Source organism: Pseudomonas sp. LB3P93 (assembly GCF_054898025.1).
On record NZ_CM142713.1, the window covers coordinates 4401424 to 4424516 of the forward strand.

Sequence of the window (23093 nt, forward strand, 5' to 3'; positions counted from 1 at the left end):
GTGTCAGGGCGCCATAAAACCCTGTGGGAGCGAGCTTGCTCGCGATGGCGGCCTGTCAGTCACATCTATGTTGAATGTGATGCCGCTATCGCGAGCAAGCTCGCTCCCACAGGGGGATTGGGTGATGTTTGGGATTGAGTCAGGCGCTGGCGGCCATGGCGTGTCGGCGATGGTGCACGTCGAGCTGATCCTTGATCACCCGCAACACCTTGGCTTCATGCTCATGGATAAAAAAGTGACCGCCGGCCAGCATGTCCACGGAAAAGCTGCCGTGGGTTTCCTTGCTCCAACCGATCAACTGCTCGGTGGTGGCGCGGTCGGCCTTGCCGCCGAGCACGTGCACCGGGCACTTGAGCAAGGGACGCTGCTGCGGTTCGAAGCGCCCGCAGAGCAGGAAGTCCGCGCACAGGACCGGCAGAGTCAGGCTCATCAGCTCGTCGTTAGCCAGCACTTCTTCGCTGGTGCCATTGAGGGTGCGCAGTTGATCGATCAATTCGGCATCAGTTTTGGGCTCAGCGAAACCGCGATCATAGTCGGCCCGCATCGTCGGCGCAGCCGTGCCCGAGGCGAATAGCGCCACCGGTTCCGGGCAGCCCAGCGAGCGAAACGCATGGGCCATTTCGCAGGCCAGCAAGGCGCCCAGGCTATGGCCGAACAACGCGTACGGCGCCTTGAGCGTGGCTTTTTGTTCCTGCGCGAGTTGCAGCGCCAGGCGCCGCATGTCGGTGTGCAACGGCTCGCCATACCGCGCGCCACGGCCCGGCAGTTCCACCGGTTGCAGCTTGAGCCACTCCGGCAGCTTTCGCCGCCAGCGGCTGTAGACCATGGCGCTCGCACCTGAATAGGGCAGGCACAGCAATGTCAGCTGGGTCACCGGGCTTACCTCGAAAAGTTGTCTATCAAGAGAACGGATGAGCGCCGCATAGAATTAGTCGTACACATAACCCTGTAGGAGTGAGCCTGCTCGCGATGGAGCCAGCGTAGTCGCCTCCTTTAATCGTTCCGCACAACACAAGGGAACGACAGGTGACGAAACTTTCATGGTTTGCCCTGAACTCTCGCCAGCACCCGCCAGTCAGCTGATTAAGCCCTCAACTCAAGGCGCCAACGCTGATGCAGATTTCTCTCGACCAACAAGTCGCCCTCGTCACCGGCGCCAGTTCCGGCATCGGCGCAGGCGCCGCCAAGGCTTTGGCCGCCGCCGGGGCCGCGGTGGTGATCAACTACAACTCCCAGCCCGCTCCCGCCGAGGAATTGGCCCGGCAGATCAATGCTGAGGGCGGTCGGGCCATCGCCATCGGGGCCGACGTTTCCCAGGAAGCAGACGTCGAACGGCTGTTCGCGCAAACCCTCGAAGCGTTCGGTTCGCTGGACATTCTGGTCGCCAACTCCGGCATGCAAAAGGACGCCAATGCGGTGGACATGAGCCTCGCCGACTGGAACCAGGTGATCGGCGTCAATCTCACCGGCCAGTTCCTCTGCGCCCGTGCCGCCCTGCGGATTTTCAACCGGCAAGGTATCCGTGAAGGCGTGTCCCGGGCGGCCGGCAAGATTATTCACATGAGTTCGGTGCACCAGCGGATTCCCTGGGCCGGCCACGTCAATTACGCCGCGTCCAAGGGCGGCGTGGACATGCTGATGCAAACCCTCGCACAGGAAGTCAGCCACCAGCGCATCCGCATCAATGGCATCGCGCCGGGAGCGATTCGCACGGCAATCAACCGCGCGGCGACTGAAGGCGCGGCTGCCGAGGAACTGCTCAAACTGATCCCTTATGGTCGAATCGGCGACGTCGAGGACATCGCCAACGCAGTGGTCTTCCTCGCCTCCGATGCCTCCGACTACATCGTCGGCACCACCCTGTTCATCGACGGCGGCATGAGCCTCTATCCGGAGTTTCGCGGCAATGGCTGATCATCATCTCGAACGACAAAGCGCCATCGACGCCCACGGCATCATCGGCGACATGCGCAGCGCGGCACTGGTCAATGACAAGGGCAGCGTGGACTTTTTCTGCTGGCCGGAATTCGACAGCCCGTCGATCTTCTGCTCGCTGCTGGACACGCCCGAGGCCGGTATTTTTCAACTGTCGCCGGACTTGCCCGATGCCCGTCGCGAACAGATCTACCTGCCCGACACCAACGTCCTGCAAACCCGCTGGCTCAGCGACCGCGCCGTGGTTGAAGTCACCGACCTGCTGCCGATCGGCGACAGCGAAGATGATCTGCCGGTGCTGATGCGCCGGGTTCGGGTGGTCAGCGGCCAGGCGACCTTTCACATGCGCTGCGCCGTGCGGCATGACTACGCTCGCGCCAAGACTCGCGCGCGCAAGGATAAAAAAGATGTGGCGTTCGAGGCTGACGGTCAGCCGTCTCTGCGCCTGTCATCGGATCAGACCTTAAGTATCGACGGCAACGCGGCAGTGGCCGAGTTCACCCTCAAACAAGACCAGAGCGCCGAATTCCTCCTCGGCGGCATCGATGACCCGCGTTTCAAGGAAGGCGCCGCCGGAATGTGCCTGGAACGTACGCTGAAGTTCTGGCGCGACTGGAGCGGTCAATCCAACTACCGCGGTCGCTGGCGGGAGATGGTCAATCGCTCGGCCCTGGCCCTGAAGCTGCTGACCTCGCGCAAACACGGCGCGATCCTCGCCGCCGCCACGTTCGGCCTGCCGGAAACGCCCGGCGGTGAACGCAACTGGGACTACCGCTACACCTGGATCCGCGACGCCTCGTTCACCGTCTACGCCTTCATGCGCCTGGGCTTCGTGCAGGAGGCCAACGATTACATGGGCTGGCTGCGCGGGCGGGTCAGCGATTGTCATGGCAAATCGATGAAGCTCAACATCCTCTATGCCATCGACGGCTGTCAGGAACTGCCGGAAACCGAACTCTCGCACCTGTCCGGCCATGGCGGCGCGACACCGGTACGCATCGGCAATCAGGCGTACGATCAGGTCCAGCTCGACATCTTCGGCGAGCTGATGGACGCGGTTTACCTGGTCAACAAGTACGGCGACGCCATCTCCCATGAGGGCTGGAAACACGCGGTGGAAGTCGTGGATCAGGTCTGTGAAACCTGGCAGCAAAAAGACGTGGGCATCTGGGAAATGCGCGGCGAGCAGCATCATTTCCTGCACTCGCGGCTGATGTGCTGGGTCGCCTTGGACCGAGCCATTCGCCTCGCCTCCAAACGCTCCCTGCCCGCCCCGTTCACCCGTTGGGACCAGACCCGCCAAGCGATCCACGCCGACATCTGGGAGAACTTCTGGAACGAAGAACGCGGGCATTTCGTCCAGCACATTGGCGGCACCGCGCTGGATGGTTCGATGCTGCTGATGCCGCTGGTGCGCTTCGTCAGCGCCAAGGACCCGCGCTGGCTCTCGACCCTCGAAGCCATCCAGAAAACCCTGGTGCGCGACGGCATGGTCTACCGCTACCGCAACGAAGACAGCCAGATCGACGGCCTCGACGGCACCGAAGGCGCCTTTGCCGCGTGTTCGTTCTGGTACGTCGAATGCCTGGCCCGGGCGGGTCAGGTGGAAAAGGCGCATCTGGAGTTTGAACAGTTGCTGAGGTACGCCAACCCGCTGGGGTTGTACGCCGAAGAATTCGACAGCCATGCGCGGCATTTGGGCAACACGCCGCAAGCGCTGACGCACCTGGCGCTGATCAGTGCGGCGAGTTTTCTGGATCGGAAATTGAGCGGGGAGAAGAATTACTGGCAGCCTTGAGACCGCGTCGCCTCCTTCACACAAAACCAACCGAATGCCACTGTCCGCCAAAACGTGTCAGAAACGTCGCTTTTCACGACGCAGCTTGTAGGAACAATGCTAATCCGCGAAGAACTTAAACATCGCCTATCTGACAAAACACACCTCGCCACAAGCGTGAATAGGCCTAACGCCGACAAATCTAAACAGAACCTGCTGTTTACCCAAGCAACACCGGGTTCCTACACCCGGAAATACCTTGTTGCCAGCCGTTACATCCCCCCCTAACATCCACGCTCAACGGGTGCAGCGGAGCTGCCCAATAAAACCCGAATTCAAGGAAACAGAATGAGCCAGCGTATCCACCGCCACATCGACTCACCACTGCGTTCAGGCCTGAACCGCAACGAATTGTGGGAAGCCCAGGACAAAGGCCTGATCAAATGCTGGGAAATCGGCCGCCAACGCGCCGCCCGCTTCCCCGAACTCGCCCGACGCAGCCTTGCCGGCGAACTTCCCGTACTGGGCTGGAAAGGTGGCGTCAGCCGCAGTCTGAAGAAACTCGAAAAATACGGATCCCTCAAGTACCTCGCCCAATGGCAGGGCTTGCGCGGAGAGGATCTGGATGTTGATCTGGATGAAGAGCGGGCCCTGACGTGTTCGCGGACCAGGATGATGGTGACGTTTACGCCGGATCGGTCGAAGTACTTCAATCAGGTGGCGGAAGTCGAAGCCTGAGGCCGCCGATTTGCATCGGTTTCAAAAACACACATCTGGAGTGTCCGATGAACAATGAAACGTTGATCCAATACACCACAACCCCGGTTTTGACGGTCGCCTACGAAGAACACGGTCCCACCACCGGCGACCCCGTCATCCTCCTCCACGGGTTTCCCTACTCCCCCCGCGGCTACGACGAAATCGCGCCGGCCCTCGCGGCAAAGGGCTACCGCGTCATCGTCCCGTACCTGCGCGGCTACGGTCCGACCCGTTTCAACAGCCCCGATACCCTGCGCTCCGGCCAGCAAGCCGCCCTCGCCCAGGATCTGCTGGACTTGATGGACGCGTTGGCCATAAAAAAAGCCGCCCTCTGCGGCTACGACTGGGGCGGTCGGGCGGCGTGCATCGTGGCAGCGCTTTGGCCGGAGCGGGTTCGTTGTCTGGTGACCGGCGACGGCTACAACCTTCAAAACATTCCCCATTCCACCCAGCCGCGGGACCCGGAAACCGAACATCGCCTCTGGTATCAGTATTACTTTCACACCCCGCGCGGGGTCGAAGGGCTGACGAAAAATCGCCAGGATTTGTGCGAATTACTCTGGAAGTTGTGGTCTCCGACCTGGGCCAGAGGCCCTGAGCGCTACCCGCTGAGCGCGCCGGCCTTCGACAACCCGGACTTTGTCGAGGTGGTAATTCACTCGTACCGTCACCGCTTCATGTACACGCCAGGCGATCCGGCGCTGGAGTGGATGGAAGAAGCGCTGACCCGACAGCCGCCGATCAGCGTGCCGACGATTTCCCTGTGTGGGGCCGACGATGGCGTCGGCCCGGCAGAGGAGGTCGATGACGACATCGAGCATTTCACTGGATTTTACGAGCGCCGAGTGCTGGCGGGCGTCGGCCATAACATCCCCGAAGAAGCACCCGAAGCGACACTCAAGGCATTACTGGATCTGCTTCAGCGCTGACAGAGAACCGCTCGCGATACGCTTGTGGGGTCACACCCATGGCCCGCAGGAAACTGCGTCGAAGCGTCTCTTCACTGCCGAACCCGCACTGCACCGCCACTCGCTTGATCGGCAGACCGGTATCACTGAGCAAGCGTCGCGCCGTCTCGACCCGGATCAGTTCAATGGCTCGCGCCGGCGTCTGGCCGGTGTCGGCGCGGTAATGGCGAACGAAGCTGCGTTCGCTCATACCGGCCTGCAAGGCGAGGGTCGGAATGCCAAGGTCCATGGTGAGATGTTCGCTGATCCAGACGTGAAGCTCGTCGAACCGACTGCCTTCCTTTTGCAGAGACAAGGTCACGCTGAACTGCGACTGACCGCCCGGCCGCTTGAGGAACACCACCAGTTGCCGGGCGACTTCCAGGGCCATCGTGCGCCCGAGATCCTCTTCGACCATTGCCAGCGAAAGGTCGATGCCGGCCGTGACGCCGGCCGAGGTCCAGACCGGGCCGTCATTGATGAAGATCGGATTGGGTTCGACCCGCAACTGCGGATGTTGCTGCGCCAATTGCTCGCAGCGGGTCCAGTGAGTCACCACCCGCCGACCATCGAGCCAACCACTGGCCGCCAGTAAAAACGCCCCGGTGCACACCGATGACACCCGCCGACACGCCGTCGCATGTTCACGCACCCACGCCACCAGTGGCAGATCTTCCGCCGCCGCGTAAACACCCCAGCCGCCAGCGACGATCAAGGTGTCGCTGCCTTGCTCCGGCAACGGCTCGGCCAACAGCGCCAGCCCCGCCGACGACATCACCGCCCCGCCACCACTGGCAATCACCTTCGGCGCATAGGGCGGCGGCAAGCCTTGTTGGCGGGCGATATCGTTGGCCGAGGCGAACACCTGCAACGGCCCGGTAACGTCGAGCAATTGCACGTTGGCGAACGCGAGCACATGAATGGTTTTAGACATTTGGCGTAATTCGTGGGGTGATTGGCGTATACGCCAGATCCTACGAGCCTAGAGTGAAGGCGTCCACCCACTTCATGAGAAAAACACCATGACGTTGCAGATCGGTTTTCTATTGTTTCCACAGGTTCAACAACTGGACCTCACCGGCCCTTACGACGTGCTGGCCTCGCTGCCGGACGTGAAGGTGCATCTGATCTGGAAGGACCTGGTGCCGGTCACTTCAAGCACCGGGCTGGTGCTGAAGCCGACCACCACCTTCGACGATTGCCCGGCGCTGGATGTGATCTGCATTCCCGGTGGCAGCGGTGTCGGCCCGTTGATGGAGGATGAACAAACATTGGCCTTCATCAAGACTCATGCGGCCAACGCGCGTTATGTCACGTCGGTGTGTACCGGGGCGCTGGTGCTCGGCGCGGCCGGTCTGCTGAAGGGCAAACGCGCGACCACTCACTGGGCTTATCACGAATTGTTGGCGCCGTTGGGGGCAATCCCGGTGAAGGATCGGGTAGTGCGCGACGGCAATCTGCTGACCGGTGGCGGGATTACCGCAGGGATCGATTTTGCCCTGACCCTGGCGGCCGAGCTGTTCGATAAAGACACGGCGCAACTGGTGCAATTACAACTGGAATACGCCCCGGCACCGCCGTTCCAGGCAGGCAGCCCTGAAACAGCACCGCAGAGCGTGTTGGCAGAAGCTCATCGACGTGCGGCGCCATCGCTGCAGCAACGCACGCAGATCACTGAACGGGCGGCCGCCAGACTGTAGGTGTACTTTTCGACAGGCGAAAAAAAAACCCGCCTAAGCGGGTTTCTCAAGACCATTTTCGACATCCTGTCGGCAGCCGTCCTGGCCAATGGCCGATCATCCCTAATCCTGAGCACTCCCTGTGCTTCAGTTGATGGATTCAGAATAAGCGCATCGGTGAAGCATCAAAAGACGACATACCCTTCAGCCGTTGTAAGCCTTTGACCATTTGAGCCTGAAACACCACCCTTGTAGCAGCTGTCGAGCTTGCGAGGCTGCGTCCGGCGACGCAGTCGTCGTGAAATCAGCCCCCGCGATGTGTCAGGAAAACCGCATTTGCAGGGTTTACGTCGACTTCGTCGCCGAACGCAGCCTCGCAGGCTCGGCAGCTGCTACACAGGATCGCAGTTTTCTGCAGACGAAAAAAAACCCGCCGAAGCGGGTTTTCCCAAGACCATGTCGACTCCCTGTCGGCAGCGAATCCTTGCTAATGGTCGATCGTCCGTGATCCTGGAGCACTTCCTGTGCTTCAGTTGATGAGGCTAGATTACGCTTCGGATCCAATGTGCAATAGACGACATAGCTACCATCGCGTGTAAGACATTCGCTATACCCGCCCTTCCGAAAACCCTTAGACGGGTCAGGCAATCAGCAGGGAAGCAGCGAGTTCAGCGGCCTGCAGCTGACCTTGCGCCGCTACGACATCGTTATCCTCGAGAAACCACGCGGCCGACAAACCGGCAAACGCCGACACCCATTGCAGCAGCCGTTGACGTTCAAGTCCCGCAGCTTCAGTCACTACCCCGATTTGCCGTTGGAAGCGCTGCGGATCAGTCGCCGTCGGCAATTCGGGATTGCAGATCAGGTTGGCGTAGTCGAATCCGCGCTCGCCGATCACTCGCTTGGGATCGATGGCCAGCCAGCCTCGCGGGCCGAAATCCAGAACATTGTCGTGATGCATATCGCCGTGCAAAACCACCACATCCTGCGGCTCGGCGAGCAACGCTTCGGCGGTTTTCAGGCTGAGTAAGTAAGTGCCGCCCTGCTGCTCGGCCGCCAGGCGTAAAGAAGCGAACCATGACGATAAGGGAACCAGTGGAGGTGGCGATGAGGGACGCGGTGCGTGCAGCCGAGCCAACGCCGCACACAGGATCCGGCTGGCCTCGTCATCCTGGCCGTTGAGCGCCATGTGCATCAGCGCTCGCTCGCCTTCGGCACGCTCCAGCACCAACGCATCGCCATGATGAGCGTAAACCCGCGCGGCACCCTCGCCGTCCCACCAGGTCATCAGCAGATTGCCGAACTTTTCCTCGGCATCGACGGCGATCTTCAACATGGCCGGCGAATTCCCCATCCGTACCGGCAGCAAACGACTGCCGGGTGTGATGATCGGTTCGCCGTCCGGCACCAGGGCCCAGCGTTTCAACCAAGGTTCAAACATGCAGCCTTTACTCTCCCTGAAGCCTGCGAGCCTTGTCCGTATCTACAAGAAACTGTTCGATATTGCTCATCTGCTCATCCCAGCCACGGCTGTCCATGCGGAACGCCTTGAGCCTGCGGGTTTGCGGGATGTGATCGAAACCGGACTCAGTAACCTTCAACAAAGTGCCTTCATCCATGTCTTCGAGCTCGAACTTCACCAGAGTGGTGGGCTCCTGAGAGTAATCGATCTCGGGCTCAATCGCATACGGGTGCCAGCGAAACGAAAACACCCGCTCCGGCTCGACCCGTTCCACCAGCACATTCCACAACATGTGTTCATAACCGGGGTAGGTGACCTGCCCCTGGGTCCATTCACCGGCGACAAAGCGCTTGCCCTCCAGCGCCACGCCAAACCACTGCCCGAAGGCTTCGGCATTGGCCAGCACGCGCCAGACGTGCGAGCGCGGCGATTTGAGCAGGATTTTCCTTTCGATGCGATCTGATGCTGGATTCATAAGCCACCTCCTGTACTGAACAGTAGGCCTGTAAGACCACAAGACCAACCTTAAAGTTGTATCAATGGAGAGTTGTTATCAAGCATGTCTGAAATATTCGGCTGCATTTGCAGTGGTAAATTCTGGCTCGCAGACGAATGCCTGGTAAAAAGGGGCGGACCGTCGACGCAGACAAGCCATGTGACTAAAGAGGTTGCGCCTGACTTCGTAATGGATTGACCACCCTCTTCGCTACACTGCATCCCGACTTTTACCCCTCACAGCGAGAATCACTATGCACCCACGCCTCCTTCTGGCGCTGACACCTTTGCTGTTCCCCACCGTTGTTCACGCGGCGGACTGCGACTACGCCACCGACCAGGCCACGATGAATCAGTGCGCGGCGCAGCAGCACAAGGCGGCGGATAAGGAATTGAATGCGCTTTACCAGCAGATCACCAACCGTTTGAAGAGCAATCCGGACAGTAAAAAGCTGCTGCTGGGGGCGCAGCGTTCGTGGATTGCGTTTCGGGATGCCGAGTGCAAGTTTTCGGCGTCTGCGGTGGAAGGCGGGAGTGTGTATCCGCTGGTCTACAGCAATTGCGTGACGGAATTGACCAAGGCGCGGGTGGAGACTTTCAAGAATTATCTGAAGTGTCAGGAAGGGGATATGAGTTGCCCGGTGCCTGGGGTTTGATTCTCTAGCGCCTGTCAGGGCCTCTTCGCGGGCAAGCCCGCTCCCACAGGGTTCAATGATGTTTACACAATAGTGATCACACTGAAGATCCACTGTGGGAGCGAGCTTGCTCGCGATGGCGTCAGTTCTGACGCCACATTACCGGACAAATATCTGCGCAGTCGTGATCGCCATATCCCCACCCGGTAATTTGATGTTGCCGATCTGCTTCATGCTCTCGGGATCAAAGATCGCCACATCATTAAACGTCCCCGCCAGATAGATCTTGCTGCCGTCCTTGTTGAAGGAAATGCAGTAGTAGGAATGATCCAGCGTCGCCGCCTGCAGCATTTTCTTCTCCTTGATGTCGTACTTCGCCAAGCGATTCAGCACGCCGAACATCAGGTTCGGATCCTTCGGTGAGCGCATGCCACTGAAGTAGATTTCCGTCAGCGGGCCGAAGTCGGTGGTTTCGGTCTTGCCGGTTTTCAGGTCGATGCTGAACAGCCCATACAGGTATTCGGCGGTCAGAGGATCCTGTTTCTTGTCCTTGAATTTCGCGGTGGTGTAGAGCAGCGAGAAGTCATGGCGATAGGTCTGCTGGTTCCACACGTAAAGCACATCCGGGGCGCTGTAGTTCACTCGTTTCCAGTGACGGCTGGGAATCAGCACGTCGAACTTGCCGGTCTTCACATCGACCTTGTAGACATCCGCCCCCGCCACGTACAGCGTGCCGTCGTCACCGCTCTGCATGATCGTCAGCTGCCGTGGCGCCGGGAAACTGCGCACGGGTTTGGCGTCCAGACCGGCGTCGGTGGCGTACACGTCGAGCCGGGGTTGCTGCACTTCGTAGCGGTCGTTGAGCATCAACGTCGGGTTGGCGATGGCGAACAGTTCCTTGCCGTCGTGGCTGAGGGTGAAGGCGAACATCGACTTTGCTTTCTCCCCCGGCTTCTGGGTGATGCTGGCGTGGAACACCTGCTTACAGCTGTCGAGTTCGACGCCATAGACATCGGCGTAGTGATTGTTCAGCACGTAAACGGTCTTGCGATCCGGCGACAGCTGCACGGTGCCAGGGCCGAAGGCGTCCGGCATCTTGCAAGTCTTAAGCACCGTGTCGGTGGCCAGGTCGATAACGTGCAGGTTATTCGGGTAATTGGTGGTCACCATGTACTCGTGACCATCTTGCAGAGCAGTGTTTTCATCGGCCAGAACAGTGAGCGAACAGACGCTCAGGATGGCGAATGCGGCCAGGCCGCAGGCTTTGATGCTGTGCATGCTGGAATCCTTCTGAAATCCGATCACTTGTCTTTTGGAAAGACAGTCCCGAGGTTGCGCCAGTTGTCGTTGGACGCCTGGGCATCCTTGTTCCAGTCCGGGTAGGTGCTCATCATGTCGGGCACCTGGGCCGGCCACCAGCACGGGTCAGAGCAGCCATACAAGTCGGCTTCCATCGGCTGGCACAGCGACGACACACCGCCAAACGCGTCGATCTCCCAACCCGGGTCGGTGGTCGAGGCGCAGCCCGCGACAGAGCTCATCGCCACCACTTCTTCGATACGGTTTTCGGCCGCGGCCTCATCGAGTTTCAACGCTTTGTTATTGATTGCCTTGAGATGTTTCATATCAGTGAGCCTTGCGCGGAGTGATGTAGCTGCTGATAAACGCAGGGTTGTGGGCCATGATCCGGGTGTAGACCTCGATGCCGAAGTCGACCCAGTCACGCATCAGTTCGCAGTAGTGATAGGTCGGGTGGGTCGGGTCGCCGTAACGGGCGTAGCTCTCGTGGTAGCAGCCGCCGGAGCAGAGATTGCGGATCTGGCAGTCTTCGCAACCGGTGTTGGTGCGGTCCAGGCGCTGAGACAGGAAGTCGTTCAACTCCACCTGTTTCACTCCGCTGTGGACGTTGCCGAAAGTCGGCAGACTCGAACCGGTAAAACGATGGCACAGGTTCAGTTCGCCCTTGTGATCCACCGCCAGCATCTTCAGGCCCGCGCCGCAGGGCAGGGCTTTTTTGTGGCCTTCGTGGATGTCGGTAATCAGCTGGTGCAGGTTGGAGAAACCGATATTTCGGTGTTCCAGCGCCGCCTCCAGATAACGTCGACCGAGCTTCTTCATGTTGGCGAAGACTTCGATCAGCTCGTCGCTCGACAGGTTGAACGTGCTGATGTCGCCGGAGGTCACCGGGGCAAATCCGACTTCGGCGAACCCCAGTTCGTTGAACAGGTGATCCCAGATGGTTTCGACGTCGGTGACGCCGGTGGTCAGCGTGACCCGAGCGCCCACCGGACGGCTGTTGTAGCGCGACAGCAGCATCTCGGCCTTGCGCCGCACCACGTCATACGTGCCCTGCCCGCCCACGGTGATGCGGTTGCGGTCGTGCACGGTTTTCGGCCCGTCGATACTGACTGACAAGCCGAAGCGGTGGGCATTGAGGTAGTCCACGGTCTCTTCGGTGAGCAGCGTGGCGTTGGTGGTCATGACGAACTCGACGAACTTGCCGGCCTCGCGAAAACGCTTCTCGCAATAGTCGACCATGTACTCGATCAGCTTGCGGTTGCTCAGCGGTTCGCCACCGAAAAACACCACGGTGAAACGCTCTTCATCCGGCGATTCGCGCAGCAGCATTTCCACCGACGCGACCGCCGTTTCGACGTCCATCTTCTTGCCGGCCGACGGTTTGTCGAGGTCTTCCTTGTAGCAGTAGGTGCAGCTCAGATTGCAGCCAGTGTTGACGTTGAGCACCACGGTGTTGATTGCCGTGCGCTCGACCCGTTTGGTACCGATGTCCGGGGTCAGCGGCGAGCCGTCGCTGACCAGCTCCAGGGACATCAGCTCACGCAGCGTCTCGGTGATTTCCTCGCCGTTGAAACGCGAAGCCAAACGCTGGATCAGGTCGTCCGACGAACAGCCGGGACCGCGCAACGTATCGATGATGGTGCCGGTCAATTCATCGCTGGCGAACAGCGAACTGCTGGGAATGTGAAACAGCATGCGGTCGGCATCGACGTGCACTTCATGCAGGTTCCGCTCAACCAGATTCAAAATAGCGCCCATTGCAACCTCCTGTGCAAACCCCGTTTGACGGGGCCTGCGGTCATTCCGAAAAAGTGTCTGAAGCCTGTGGTTTCAGCCAACTCATGGAATGGGTGGATTGTTCCAGCGTTGCACAGTGACGATCATGTGGCCCTCGCCGGTCAGGGATTTCCCTGCGTCGTCGACCGCGGCGATCACCTTCAGGTTGCCGGCATTGTTGGTGGACATTTTGCGTTGCGGGTTCGGCCCGGCATCGCCCGGTGTGAACACGCCGCTGTCAGCCTGCATGGTGCCGGCGAACTTGACGTCTTCGTCTTCCTTGGCGCGGTCGTCGAAGGCTGCGACCGACCACTGCGCCGGGAACACGCCGATGCGATACGGCTTGCCGTCAGCGCCCTTGCCCCAGGCTTCGGCATCGAAACGGCCCTGGACTTTCGGCGTCGAACCACCGCCCTCGCCGATCCGCGCCACTGAGAACTCGGGCACGACTTTGACTTCGTTGATCTTGCTGTAGACCGACAGGGTCGGGCCTTTCAGGGTGCCGACGGTGACGTTGCGCAGGCCCGGTTGGGCGTTGGCGGCGGCCTTGAGTTTGACCTTGATGCGATCAGGGCTTTGCTCGACGACTTCAACCACTTCCACGCCTTTGCCGAAGTTCGGTTTACCGGTAAGACCGCTGCCGATCAGGGTGACTTCAGTCTCGGCGCCAGCCTTCAGGTAACCCGGTTGAACCGCCAGCAAACGACTGCTGCCCTGCTTGGCGGCGACGAAGTCCAGCCCGCGCTCGTCATGCTCGGCCTCAAACATACGGCCCTGCATCGCATTGCCTTGAGCGGCGAACACCTGGCGCATGGTTACGCCGTCGATGGTCACGTTGCCGCGCCATTCGTAACCGGTGTAGAGAATCGCGCTGCCGTCGCCATTGAACGGGCTGCCGTCGGCGTATTGGCCTTTGACGCTGACCTTGAAGGTGTCGCTGCCATCGGCGGTGACGCTCATCACGCCAGCCAGTTCGCCTTTACCCGGCAAGTGGCCGCTGAAGCTCCAGTCGCCCACCAGCGCTTGGGCTTTCGGCGCGCTGCTCAGCCATTTTTTCCAGGCCGGGTTGTCCAGCGGATAACGCTTGGCCAACAGCGGCACCATGTCTTTTCGAGCCAGGTCGAACCAGTCGCGGTCACGAGACAGGGCCTGGTATTCCAGGGACGGCCACTGGCCGAGGTGGAAGTTCACCAGGCGTTCCCATTCCTGGGCCGGACGCCGTTGCAGGGCTACCCGCGCACCGGAGTGGCAGCGGCCGCACATCTGGCTGGTCTGGTCGTCGAACTTCTCGACGGTATTGAGTCGACGCTCCAGCGCATAACGCACGCCATCGGTCTCGCTCGGCGCCAGGCCCTGGGTGTCGGCCAGGTATTTGACCAGGGTGCGGCGGTCGTCATCGCTGATCTGCAAACCGTGCATGGTCTGCATCCGGGCGATGCTCATCAGCCAGCCTTCCGGGGTTTTGCGCTGGTGGCTGATGCGGCTCAGGGCATTGTCGGCTTCGGGGGTGTGACAGCCCTGGCAGGTTTCCTTGAGGATGGTCTGGGCGTCGCGGGCTGCCAGGCTGTCAGGCGAATGCAGCGCCACACACGCGGCCACGGCCAGCAGACTGGCGCTCAGGCCTGATCGGAGTCTTCTCTTCATCAACGTCGAACCTCGCACGGTGCTTTCTTATTTTTGTGGCTTATCGTTTTTATGGTTTCTGCCGTCGGCGGCGCACCGCTGACGGAGGCAAGAGAAACGTCTGCGATGAGCAATACACGGAGCGTGCCAGCTTACGTATAGCCTTTTTTATCAAGCAGTTATGCAAAGACAAAGCCTTTTAATCGCGTCTGGGCGAGTTCACCTGCGTCTAATATCGCGACAGGTGTTGCAGTCTGAGACAAGCATAGGTGTCCCGACCGGAACAGTTCATCGCCCGACGATTGACGGCCGTTGCAGGCGGGTGCGAAATGGGTGTTCACCGATTGCCACGAGGGATAACAAAATGGCAAGCATCACTGTCCTGGCGGGGGACTTTCTGCAGGGTGATGGAGAGTACAGAGACGGCGTTTTTACCCTTAGAACGTCGCTTCACCCGTGGCCCGGCATCACCCTCCCGCTCTCATCGTTCAAGCGCGTGGAGGTCGCCAACGAGGAATCGATCAACAACATCAAGGACGCCATTGGCTTCGGCGTGGCGGGTGCGATGCTGTTGGGGCCTATCGGCGCGATTGCCGGGTTCATGTTGGCCGGCAAGGAAACCGAAGTGACCTTCCTGGCGACGCTCAAAGATGACAAAAAGCTGTTGGCTGCCGTAGATGGCGCCACGTTCGAAGAGATTTCGCGGAAAATACCCGCTTGAAAAGTCGGCGCTAGCCGCACCACCTTAGTGGTGCGGCGTGTCGCCACTTCAGCTAAAGGACGTCGGCTGAATGCCTTTGTGAGCTTCGATTTCCAGCCGCATGTCCGCCACCAGCGAGGCGATCGCATGGGGGCTGTCCAGTTCCCATAGCGGAACATGGGTCGCCACCAAGTCTACTTTGCCAGTCATGCAATCACAGACCCGAATCGTCAGCGTCTGGTCCGCCTCCACGCTGCATGTGCAGACGCCGGGCAACATGCTGTGTTCAATGATGTTTTGAATTTCCAGGGTTGAAAGGAACATCGTTACCTCCCTTACGCCAGATGTGTGGCCGGGTAAATGCTCCTTCATATCACCCACCGAGCCTGAAAATTCTAGTCCTGAACACTGAGCGCCTCAAGACCACAAGCGGGTCGCTCGTCGTCTCATGCTTGTCGCAATTTGCAACAGCCCTGCAGCGTCCGCGATTGCCTTGAGCGATCCAAAACCCCGGTGGTCAAGGGCGCTGCTGCCTTTGCAGGGACTTGGCACAGCCATTGCGAAAGCCTCGTTCTCACGAACAACAAGAGGTCTCGCCATGCCCCTCCCTTATTTGCTTCCCGACACTTGCGCCTTCATCCAACGCGCCCCTCGCATGCTCATCGGCGGTGACTGGGTCGAGGCCGCCGACGGCCAGACCATGCCCCTGCACAACCCGGCCACCGGTGAAGTGCTGTGCGTGGTGCCACGGGCCACGCCCGAGGATGTCGACCGCGCCGTGCTCGCCGCTCGTCAGGCCTTCGATGATTCGGCCTGGACCCGCACTCGCCCACGGGAGCGGCAGAACCTGTTGTGGAAGCTCGCCGACCTGATGGAACGCGACGCCGAACTACTGGCGCAACTGGAATGCCTGAACAACGGCAAAAGCGCGGCGGTGGCCCAGGTGATGGACGTGCAGTTGTCCATCGATTTCCTGCGCTACATGGCGGGCTGGGCGACCAAGATCGAGGGCTCCAGCGTTGAAGTGTCGTTGCCGCTGATGCCCAACGATCAGTTCCACAGCTTCATCCGCCGCGAAGCAGTGGGCGTGGTCGGCGCCATCGTCGCCTGGAACTTCCCGCTGCTGCTGGCCTGCTGGAAACTCGGCCCGGCCCTGGCCACCGGTTGCACCATGGTGCTCAAACCCGCCGACGAAACCCCGCTGACCGCGCTGAAACTCGCCGAACTGGTGCTGGAGGCCGGTTATCCCGAGGGCGTGTTCAACGTGGTCACCGGCACCGGCATCACCGCAGGCTCGGCGCTGACCCACAACCCGCTGGTGGACAAGCTGACCTTCACCGGTTCCACCGCCGTGGGCAAGCAGATCGGCAAGATCGCCATGGAGTCCATGACACGGGTCACCCTCGAACTGGGCGGCAAATCGCCGACCATCGTCATGGCCGATGCCGACCTGAAAACCGCCGCGGCCGGTGCCGCCAGCGCGATTTTCTTCAATCAGGGCCAGGTGTGCTGCGCAGGTTCCAGGCTGTATGTGCAGCGCAAGCATTTCGACAATGTGGTGGCGGACATCGCCGACATTGCCAACGCCATGAAGCTCGGTAACGGGCTGGACCCGAGTGTCGAGATGGGGCCGCTGATCTCGGCGCGGCAGCAGGAACGGGTTTACGGCTACATCGAAAAGGGCCGGGAAAGTGGCGCGACAATAGCCTGCGGCGGCGAGCAGTTCGGGCCGGGGTTCTTCGTCAAGCCGACGGTGATTGTCGATGTCGATCAGAAGCACTCGCTGGTGCAAGAGGAGATCTTCGGCCCGGTGCTGGTGGCGATTCCGTTTGATGATGAGGCCGATGCGCTGCGCATGGCCAATGACAGTCCTTACGGGCTGGGGGCGAGTATCTGGTCGAACGATCTGGCGGCGGTGCACCGGATGATTCCGCGGATCAAGTCAGGCTCGGTGTGGGTCAATTGCCACAGTGCCCTGGACCCGGCACTGCCGTTTGGCGGGTACAAGATGTCGGGGGTCGGGCGGGAAATGGGGTATGCGGCGATTGAGCATTACACGGAGTTGAAGTCGGTGTTGATCAAGCTCTGATCTGCGGCGACCTTCAGACCGCCTTCGCGGGCAAGCCCGCTCCCACAGGTTTTGGAGTGAAGCTGCAATCTGCGACACACACAAATCACTGTGGGAGCGGGCTTGCCCGCGAAGAGGCCAGACCGGTCGATACAAATGTCAGGGTTTGAATCCCTGCGCCAACAACCAACTCCTGATCATCCTGCCCTGCTCCACCGTCAACCCGGCCAACGCCTGCTCGGCCGACTCGGTCCGCAACCGCCGCACCAACGGCGCCAGCTCAACCCCTTGCACATGCCAGATCCCCAGCGGCTGATCCGCCGTGATCACCACCTCGGCTTCACCCACAAAACCATCCTTCAGCACCGGCGCCCGCTCAATCCTCAACGCTCCAAAATCCGCCTCGGCATGAGCAACCTCAGCATCCGGCCACCGCCGCCGTGCCTGCCAGAACGGCAGCTCCTGCCACCTCTGCTCATCAGCATAAAAATCCCGGCCGATCCGCGCAAAGCGCAAAAACAACTGCTCCACCCGCTGCCGATGAAAGCGCTGGGCCAGCGCCGCACGTTCCGGTTTGCGCAACAACGTGTTGATCACCGTGGGCGCCTGTAACGCTGAAGACAGCGACTGAAAAATCCCGTTGCCCGACAGCGGATCCACCGCCATCGCCGCATCGCCTACCCGAATCCAGTGATCGCCACACACCTGCGGACTCAAAATCGCCGTGCTGCTGCGCGCATGCAATTGAAGATCGATCTCAGGCCCGGCACCGAAAAACTCACGCGCCAATGCCGAGCCCTGACGTCGCCCGCGACAGTAATCCAGCAACGTTGCCTTGCCCGGCAACTCAGCGCTGGCGACGTCCACTGTCCATTGCCAATAACACTGACCGTCGGCCCGCCGGGCCATCCAGGCCCAGCCGTCCTCAAGGCTTTCCACCGCGCTGGCGGTGCTGCCCGACGTGCCTTGCCAGCGATTGAGCAGGCTGACCGTCTCCGGCCCGCGCAGGCCTTTGCCAAGCGCGGGTGCCTGACGTCCACGGGCTTCCACCAGAAAATCCGCATTCAGCGCCTCGTGCCCTTCAATCTCGACCCTGTGCCCCGAAGCGGATGTCTGGACGGTCAGCACCCGACCTTCGATCAACTCAACGCCAGCCAATCGCAGGTCTTCGCGCAAGCCTCGGTCGAAGCTCGGACGGTCCAGAAGAAACTCGATGTTTTGCGCATGCTGCTGACCGTTCCACGACACCTGCCGCTGGGAGGGCAACGCCGCATCCGCCAACGCCTGATGTAGGCCCGCACCGCGCAACGCGTCCAGCACCCGCACCGAAACGCCTTCCAAAGCCGCAAACCGTCGCCACTCGCTGACCAGCGTCACCGCATAACCGAGCCGCCGCAAACCCAGGGCGACCGCTGCTCCGGCGGGACCGGCGCCAAGAATCGCAATCATGGCCCGAAGCGCCGTTCAGGGCCGCGATAACGGGCGTGCTCGCGCAGCCATTCGATGACGTGTTCGTTGCTCGCTTGGGGATGTGCAACCAGGAAACTCGCAATGTGCCCGCTCAACGCCGCGCACCCAAGGCTTGCACCAGACTGCCCCGGATAAGTCCCATGCACGCACGCCGCAAAATCGGCCTGGGCACTGTTGAGCCACGACCATTCATGCTCGGTGCAACGCGCATCGCCGGTGACTCGCAGCACCTGGGGGTAGTTCGCCGGAAACACGCCCTCACCCTGCGCCGGGCTGGAGGCACACAGCAAAATGCCTCGCGCCACCGCCGCCGCGCAGGCTTCGCGCAACAGGCTTCGATCCTGACGCAAGCCGAGGCTCAAATTGATCAGCCGCACGTCCTGCGCCACCAGCCAGTCAATCGCGGTGGCGATCTGCAAGGCGCTGGTGACGCCACGCTGATCAAACACTTGCCCCACGCAAAACACCGCCGCAGGCGCCCGTCGTCCGATGGCCTCGATCACCGCACTGCCATGACCGAGCGGGTCGTCACGCAAGTCGCTTTCGGCCAGGCCGTCCTCCAGCAGCGAAAAGCGTCGCCCCGCGATCACCTGCACCCGTTGCGCCGCCGAATGTCCGCTGTCGACCACGCCAATCCGCGGCTCAGGCTTCATGCAGCACCGTTTTCGAAGTGAGCACACCGTCGAGCAATTCAAAGCGCAAATCGGCATCGGCCAGCGTGGAAGGTCGATGGCTGATGAGGATCCGCGTACGCCCGGCAAACAGTCGGTCGATGGCCTCGATCACTTCGCGCTCGGTGGCTTCATCCACCGCCGAGGTCGCTTCGTCCAGCACCAGAATCAGTGGGTCCTGCAACAACGCACGGGCGATGGCGATGCGCTGTTTCTGCCCGCCGGACAGTTGCTGGCCGCGTTCGCCCAGCGGGCTGTCGAGACCTTCGGGCAACGACTCGATCAGGCTGTCGAGTTGCGCGAGCCGTGATACTTCGGCAATCGCTTCGCGGCTGGCGTCCGGCACCGCGTAGGCGAGGTTGTCGGCCAGGCTGCCGCGAAACAGCACGATGTCCTGACTGACCACGGCAATCCGTCGACGCAGCTGGAACAGGTCCAGTTCCCGCAGGTCGACTTCCCCTAGCAGCACCCGGCCGGATTGTGGATCGTGATGCCGTTGCAGCAGGTCAATCAGGGTCGATTTACCGACCCCGGATCCGCCGCTCAGGGCGACTTTCAAGCCATAGGGAATTCGCGCTTCGATACCGCGCAAAGTGGTTGGGCGACCTGGATGGCTGAAGTGCACGTCGTCGAAACGCAGCTCGCCGGAGGTCGGCATCGGTTTGGGTTCAACCGGTGTGAGAACGGTCGGTTCTTCACCGCGCAATTCCATCACCCGTCCCAGGCTGACGGTCATTCGCTGAATAGCGACATAGAGCCCGAGCAAGCTCTGAACCGGTCCGACCGCCATCCCGAGATACGTGGAAAACGCGATCAGCGCGCCCAGTTGCCAGGTGCCCTGCACCACCCAATAACCGCCAATCAAAAACGCGCAGGCCCGGGACAATGACGTCAGCGTGCCGGGCACCGCCTGAGTGAAAAACTCGGTGACTTGCAGGCGCAGCAACTGGCTCATGTAGCCTTGACCGAGTGTCTCAAGCCGTCGCGATTCACGTTGTTGCTGGCCGGCAGACTGGATGAATTTCATCACCGGCAACGTCTCGACCATGAACGAAGACATGTCCGCCGAACGCTCGCGCAACTGCCGCACATCACGCTCGACCTTGCGCCGCATCCAGCGCAGCCAGAGCACGTCGAGGGGAATCAGCACCAATGCCAGCAGCGAGAGTTTCCACGACAGCGTCAACAGCATCGCCACCGCCACCACCAGGCCAATGACGCTCGATACCGCCGAGAACAGTGAATCCACCGCGAAGCGCTGGATCTCCGCGACGTCGCCATCGAGGCGCGACATCAGGTCACCGATGCGCCGCTGCCCGTAGAAACTCGGCGACAGGGTTTGCAGATGTCGATATAGATCATCGCGCAGACTGAACAGAATCCGCCCGGACAACCGTGTGTGCAGGTAGCGATTGATCCCCGACAGCGCCGTGCCGAGCAGGCCGGCGAGTATCATCAACCCGGCAATCAGCACCAGCATCGGAAAGTTTTTCGCCAGCAAGCCATCGTCGATCAGCAGTTTGGTCAGCCACGGTTGCACCAGCACCAGCGACGAGGCGCACACCGACAAACCGAGCAGCCCGGCAATCGCCAATCGATGGGGTCGCACAAAACTGTAGAGCCAACGCAACGCCGCTTGCAGGGCTTCGGGGTTCTTGCTGTCGATCAGCCGAACGATCAAGCGCTGCATCACGAGCGCAACTGTTTGAGCTTGCGATACAGGGTCGCGCGGCTGATGCCCAAGGCGTCGGCGGCGGCCGAGACGTTGCCCTGATGGCTGTCCAGGGACTGGCGAATCAGCTCCAGTTCGTTTTCGCGGATGCTGCCCGACGCCGGGCGTTCAGTAGCGGTCAGTTCGTCGAGCATGCTGTCGGGCAAGTGGTCGAGGGTGAGCACCGTGTCCCCGGGTTCACGCATGGCCAATGCGGTGCGCAAGACCATTTCCAGTTGGCGGATGTTGCCCGGCCAATGGTAGCCGTCGAGCAAACGGCTCAGATCGTCGTGCAAGACGACGGTCGATGCATCGAGCCTGGTCAGCAGTCGGCTGACCAGGCCACTGAAATCGTCACGCTCGCGCAGGGCCGGGAGCATCACGCTGATGCCGTTGACCCGGTAGAACAGGTCTTCACGGAAGTGTTTGTCTTCGACCAGGCGCTTAAGGTCTCGATGGGTGGCGCAAATCAGTGCGACGTCGATGTCTTGTTCCTCGCCGGCACCCAGCGGTGCGACTTTACGGTCCTGCAACACCCGTAGCAGTCGGGCTTGCAAGGCCAACGGCATGTCGCCGATTTCGTCGAGGAACAACGTGCCGCCGTGGGCCTGTTGCAGCCGCCCGATCATGCCGCCACGACGGGAGCCGGTAAAGGCGCCTTCGCGGTAGCCGAACAGTTCCGACTCGATCAGGCCTTCAGGGATCGCCGCGCAGTTCACCGCGACAAAAGGTTTGTCGCAGCGGGTTCCGGCCATGTGCAGGGCGCGGGCGATGACTTCTTTACCGGTGCCGGTTTCACCGAGCAGCAACACCGGCAATTCATTGGCCAGCCCTTGGCGGGCCATGCGCAAGGCCCGGGCGTAACGGACATTACTGCCGGCCAGGGATTCGAGATCCGGTTGCGGTTTGGCGGTTTTGGCGGTGCTGCGCGGTGGCGTGCTGACGTTGATCGACCGCTGTGGCGCACGCAGGGTTTTGTAGAAGAATTCGCCTTTGGCGGTCTGCAAACTGCCGACGCCGCCCTGATGCAGACGCGACAGCAGTTGCAGGCCATCGACACCCAGAAACTCTTCGCAACGTCGACCGACCAACGCCGAACGCTCGGCACGCAACAACTGACAGGCCTGGGCGCTGACCGCAAGGATCTGTCCGCCGAGGCTCACTGCCAACAGGCCCTGCCACGGGGATTCGAGGTACTGCCGACGGCTGTGGAAGGCCAGGACTATTTCGTCCGGATAGCTGGCATTGAACACGCGGCTTTCGATCTGGCTGACGGCCATGGCCAACAACGCGGTGCTGTCATGCACGCGGCCGAGGGGGCCTTCGCGGGTCAGGTCGAGGACGCCGAGGATGTCGCCTTGGGGGCAATGGATCGGCACCGATGTGCAGGAGAAATCGCTCAGACGGTCGAGGTAATGCTCGCCGCAATCGATCATCGTTGGCCGGGCTTCCACCAGTGCGGTGCCCAGTGCATTGGTGCCGCGAGCGGCTTCGCTCCAGCAGGCGCCGAGGGTGATGTCTTGCAGGCCGCTGCCCTTGAGGCGGTCAGCGCGACCTTCGACGGCGAGAATGGTGGCGTCGGAATTGGCCAGTATGATCAGGCCTTCCTTGCCTTGGCGTTCGGCCAGGTAATCGATCGCCGGCAAGGCGGCGTCGATCAGCAGGCGATTGCTCGCCAACAGCACGTCCAGACCCACGCTCGATTCCAGCGCCAGTTCGTGCTTGGCGTTGAAATGCACGCCATGGCTGAGACTGCGCCGCCACGACGCGTCGATTTCTGCCCGCAGCACGCCATCGGGGACTTCGCCCTCGAGATGGAGCTTTTCCCGGGCCAGCCGGGCTTCGCGGTGCAGCTTGGGAGGAGTTGTTTTTATTAGCGTCATCAAGCGCTCCGGATCGGTCCGCTTTGCGCTTTTTTTAATTCAGCGCCCTGGCGCAATCTTTACGTTAACGTCAGGGCGATGGCAAGTGTGTTTCATCCGTTGCACCGCGTTATCGCTCTTCGCGGGCAAGCCACGCTCCCACAGGTTCTGCGTCGTGCACAAATTTGTGGTTCAACTCGGTCACTGTGGGAGAGGGCTTGCCC

The 23093-nt window shown here is 61.0% G+C and carries 21 protein-coding genes; 8 read left to right on the forward strand and 13 right to left on the reverse strand.

Going from position 1 to position 23093, the window contains the following annotated elements:
- Positions 1-139: 139 nt before the first annotated feature.
- Positions 140-874: a thioesterase II family protein gene (locus ACYZT8_RS19810; RefSeq protein WP_461975241.1), complete on the reverse strand. Its 735-nt coding sequence runs from the start codon at positions 872-874 to the stop codon at positions 140-142.
- A gap of 239 nt (positions 875-1113) precedes the next feature.
- On the opposite strand from ACYZT8_RS19810, the gene ACYZT8_RS19815 reads away from it, so the two are divergent.
- The 4 genes from ACYZT8_RS19815 (at position 1114) to ACYZT8_RS19830 (ending at position 5400) form a co-directional block, all read left to right on the forward strand.
- Entirely contained in the window at positions 1114-1914 is an 801-nt protein-coding gene (locus ACYZT8_RS19815) for a glucose 1-dehydrogenase (RefSeq protein ID WP_461975243.1), read from the forward strand.
- On the forward strand, positions 1907-3733 hold the full coding sequence (locus ACYZT8_RS19820; protein ID WP_461975245.1) for a glycoside hydrolase family 15 protein: 1827 nt from the start codon (positions 1907-1909) through the stop codon (positions 3731-3733). Before ACYZT8_RS19815 ends, ACYZT8_RS19820 begins: the two co-directional genes overlap by 8 nt.
- A gap of 327 nt (positions 3734-4060) precedes the next feature.
- A complete protein-coding gene (locus tag ACYZT8_RS19825) occupies positions 4061-4450 on the forward strand; it encodes a hypothetical protein (protein WP_461975246.1) in 390 nt (129 codons plus the stop codon).
- Positions 4451-4497: 47 nt separating this feature from the next.
- On the forward strand, positions 4498-5400 hold the full coding sequence (locus ACYZT8_RS19830) for an alpha/beta fold hydrolase (protein ID WP_461975248.1): 903 nt from the start codon (positions 4498-4500) through the stop codon (positions 5398-5400).
- Here ACYZT8_RS19830 and ACYZT8_RS19835 read toward each other — a convergent pair.
- Entirely contained in the window at positions 5369-6352 is a 984-nt protein-coding gene (locus ACYZT8_RS19835; protein WP_461975250.1) for a GlxA family transcriptional regulator, read from the reverse strand. The two genes, ACYZT8_RS19830 and ACYZT8_RS19835, sit on opposite strands and share 32 nt — an antisense overlap.
- 88 nt (positions 6353-6440) lie before the next feature.
- Here ACYZT8_RS19835 and inhA point away from each other — a divergent pair, with 88 nt between their 5' ends.
- Entirely contained in the window at positions 6441-7118 is a 678-nt protein-coding gene (gene inhA, locus ACYZT8_RS19840) for an isonitrile hydratase (protein ID WP_461975252.1), read from the forward strand.
- A 619-nt stretch (positions 7119-7737) separates the two neighbouring features.
- On the opposite strand, the gene ACYZT8_RS19845 is transcribed toward inhA, so the two are convergent.
- Together ACYZT8_RS19845 and ACYZT8_RS19850 are read right to left on the reverse strand one after the other, a co-directional pair.
- Positions 7738-8538 (reverse strand): aminoglycoside phosphotransferase family protein, encoded by an 801-nt coding sequence (locus ACYZT8_RS19845; protein ID WP_461975254.1) that lies wholly within the window; start codon positions 8536-8538, stop codon positions 7738-7740.
- Positions 8539-8545: 7 nt separating this feature from the next.
- Positions 8546-9034, reverse strand: a complete 489-nt coding sequence (locus ACYZT8_RS19850) for an SRPBCC family protein (protein ID WP_461975256.1) — start codon at positions 9032-9034, stop codon at positions 8546-8548.
- A 274-nt stretch (positions 9035-9308) separates the two neighbouring features.
- On the opposite strand from ACYZT8_RS19850, the gene ACYZT8_RS19855 reads away from it, so the two are divergent.
- Positions 9309-9710: a lysozyme inhibitor LprI family protein gene (locus ACYZT8_RS19855; RefSeq protein ID WP_461975258.1), complete on the forward strand. Its 402-nt coding sequence runs from the start codon at positions 9309-9311 to the stop codon at positions 9708-9710.
- A gap of 138 nt (positions 9711-9848) precedes the next feature.
- On the opposite strand, the gene peaD is transcribed toward ACYZT8_RS19855, so the two are convergent.
- From peaD to peaA, 4 genes are all read right to left on the reverse strand, one after another.
- Complete coding sequence (gene peaD, locus ACYZT8_RS19860) at positions 9849-10967, reverse strand: quinohemoprotein amine dehydrogenase subunit beta (RefSeq protein WP_461975260.1); 1119 nt, start codon at positions 10965-10967, stop codon at positions 9849-9851.
- Positions 10968-10990: 23 nt separating this feature from the next.
- Positions 10991-11314 (reverse strand): quinohemoprotein amine dehydrogenase subunit gamma, encoded by a 324-nt coding sequence (qhpC, locus tag ACYZT8_RS19865; protein ID WP_008027961.1) that lies wholly within the window; start codon positions 11312-11314, stop codon positions 10991-10993.
- 1 nt (position 11315) lies between these two features.
- A complete protein-coding gene (gene peaB, locus ACYZT8_RS19870) occupies positions 11316-12746 on the reverse strand; it encodes a quinohemoprotein amine dehydrogenase maturation protein (protein ID WP_131059818.1) in 1431 nt (476 codons plus the stop codon).
- 81 nt (positions 12747-12827) lie between these two features.
- Positions 12828-14408, reverse strand: a complete 1581-nt coding sequence (peaA, locus tag ACYZT8_RS19875) for a quinohemoprotein amine dehydrogenase subunit alpha (RefSeq protein WP_461975262.1) — start codon at positions 14406-14408, stop codon at positions 12828-12830.
- 343 nt (positions 14409-14751) lie between these two features.
- On the opposite strand from peaA, the gene ACYZT8_RS19880 reads away from it, so the two are divergent.
- Complete coding sequence (locus ACYZT8_RS19880) at positions 14752-15108, forward strand: hypothetical protein (protein WP_461975264.1); 357 nt, start codon at positions 14752-14754, stop codon at positions 15106-15108.
- Positions 15109-15156: 48 nt separating this feature from the next.
- Here the strand turns inward: ACYZT8_RS19880 and ACYZT8_RS19885 are convergent, their stop codons facing one another.
- Entirely contained in the window at positions 15157-15411 is a 255-nt protein-coding gene (locus ACYZT8_RS19885) for a DUF1652 domain-containing protein (protein ID WP_461975266.1), read from the reverse strand.
- 274 nt (positions 15412-15685) lie between these two features.
- Here ACYZT8_RS19885 and ACYZT8_RS19890 point away from each other — a divergent pair, with 274 nt between their 5' ends.
- Positions 15686-17176: an aldehyde dehydrogenase family protein gene (locus tag ACYZT8_RS19890; protein WP_461975268.1), complete on the forward strand. Its 1491-nt coding sequence runs from the start codon at positions 15686-15688 to the stop codon at positions 17174-17176.
- Between the two features lie 138 nt (positions 17177-17314).
- On the opposite strand, the gene qhpG is transcribed toward ACYZT8_RS19890, so the two are convergent.
- Genes qhpG through ACYZT8_RS19910 form a run of 4 tightly spaced genes read right to left on the reverse strand, consistent with a single transcriptional unit; the run spans position 17315 to position 22890 of the window.
- On the reverse strand, positions 17315-18604 hold the full coding sequence (gene qhpG, locus ACYZT8_RS19895; RefSeq protein WP_461975270.1) for a flavin-dependent monooxygenase QhpG: 1290 nt from the start codon (positions 18602-18604) through the stop codon (positions 17315-17317).
- Positions 18601-19278 carry a subtilisin-like serine protease QhpE gene (gene qhpE, locus ACYZT8_RS19900; protein WP_461975272.1) on the reverse strand — a complete coding sequence of 226 codons (678 nt, stop codon included), beginning with the start codon at positions 19276-19278 and terminating at the stop codon, positions 18601-18603. The genes qhpG and qhpE overlap by 4 nt, the downstream gene beginning before the upstream one ends.
- Entirely contained in the window at positions 19268-20986 is a 1719-nt protein-coding gene (locus ACYZT8_RS19905) for an ABC transporter ATP-binding protein (RefSeq protein WP_461975274.1), read from the reverse strand. The genes qhpE and ACYZT8_RS19905 overlap by 11 nt, the downstream gene beginning before the upstream one ends.
- The gene (locus tag ACYZT8_RS19910) at positions 20986-22890 is read right to left on the reverse strand and encodes a sigma-54-dependent Fis family transcriptional regulator (protein WP_461975276.1); all 1905 of its coding nucleotides are present in this window, start codon (positions 22888-22890) and stop codon (positions 20986-20988) included. The genes ACYZT8_RS19905 and ACYZT8_RS19910 overlap by 1 nt, the downstream gene beginning before the upstream one ends.
- Positions 22891-23093: the final 203 nt, after the last annotated feature.

Bases quoted from the DNA above. Each gene is read 5' to 3' on its own strand.
- ACYZT8_RS19815 (WP_461975243.1), top strand. From the start codon at position 1,114: ATGCAGATTTCTCTCGACCAACAAGTCGCCCTCGTCACCGGCGCCAGT.
- ACYZT8_RS19820 (WP_461975245.1), top strand. From the start codon at position 1,907: ATGGCTGATCATCATCTCGAACGACAAAGCGCCATCGACGCCCACGGC.
- ACYZT8_RS19825 (WP_461975246.1), top strand. From the start codon at position 4,061: ATGAGCCAGCGTATCCACCGCCACATCGACTCACCACTGCGTTCAGGC.
- ACYZT8_RS19830 (WP_461975248.1), top strand. From the start codon at position 4,498: ATGAACAATGAAACGTTGATCCAATACACCACAACCCCGGTTTTGACG.
- ACYZT8_RS19835 (WP_461975250.1), bottom strand. From the start codon at position 6,352: ATGTCTAAAACCATTCATGTGCTCGCGTTCGCCAACGTGCAATTGCTC.
- inhA (WP_461975252.1), top strand. From the start codon at position 6,441: ATGACGTTGCAGATCGGTTTTCTATTGTTTCCACAGGTTCAACAACTG.
- ACYZT8_RS19845 (WP_461975254.1), bottom strand. From the start codon at position 8,538: ATGTTTGAACCTTGGTTGAAACGCTGGGCCCTGGTGCCGGACGGCGAA.
- ACYZT8_RS19850 (WP_461975256.1), bottom strand. From the start codon at position 9,034: ATGAATCCAGCATCAGATCGCATCGAAAGGAAAATCCTGCTCAAATCG.
- ACYZT8_RS19855 (WP_461975258.1), top strand. From the start codon at position 9,309: ATGCACCCACGCCTCCTTCTGGCGCTGACACCTTTGCTGTTCCCCACC.
- peaD (WP_461975260.1), bottom strand. From the start codon at position 10,967: ATGCACAGCATCAAAGCCTGCGGCCTGGCCGCATTCGCCATCCTGAGC.
- qhpC (WP_008027961.1), bottom strand. From the start codon at position 11,314: ATGAAACATCTCAAGGCAATCAATAACAAAGCGTTGAAACTCGATGAG.
- peaB (WP_131059818.1), bottom strand. From the start codon at position 12,746: ATGGGCGCTATTTTGAATCTGGTTGAGCGGAACCTGCATGAAGTGCAC.
- peaA (WP_461975262.1), bottom strand. From the start codon at position 14,408: ATGAAGAGAAGACTCCGATCAGGCCTGAGCGCCAGTCTGCTGGCCGTG.
- ACYZT8_RS19880 (WP_461975264.1), top strand. From the start codon at position 14,752: ATGGCAAGCATCACTGTCCTGGCGGGGGACTTTCTGCAGGGTGATGGA.
- ACYZT8_RS19885 (WP_461975266.1), bottom strand. From the start codon at position 15,411: ATGTTCCTTTCAACCCTGGAAATTCAAAACATCATTGAACACAGCATG.
- ACYZT8_RS19890 (WP_461975268.1), top strand. From the start codon at position 15,686: ATGCCCCTCCCTTATTTGCTTCCCGACACTTGCGCCTTCATCCAACGC.
- qhpG (WP_461975270.1), bottom strand. From the start codon at position 18,604: ATGATTGCGATTCTTGGCGCCGGTCCCGCCGGAGCAGCGGTCGCCCTG.
- qhpE (WP_461975272.1), bottom strand. From the start codon at position 19,278: ATGAAGCCTGAGCCGCGGATTGGCGTGGTCGACAGCGGACATTCGGCG.
- ACYZT8_RS19905 (WP_461975274.1), bottom strand. From the start codon at position 20,986: ATGCAGCGCTTGATCGTTCGGCTGATCGACAGCAAGAACCCCGAAGCC.
- ACYZT8_RS19910 (WP_461975276.1), bottom strand. From the start codon at position 22,890: ATGACGCTAATAAAAACAACTCCTCCCAAGCTGCACCGCGAAGCCCGG.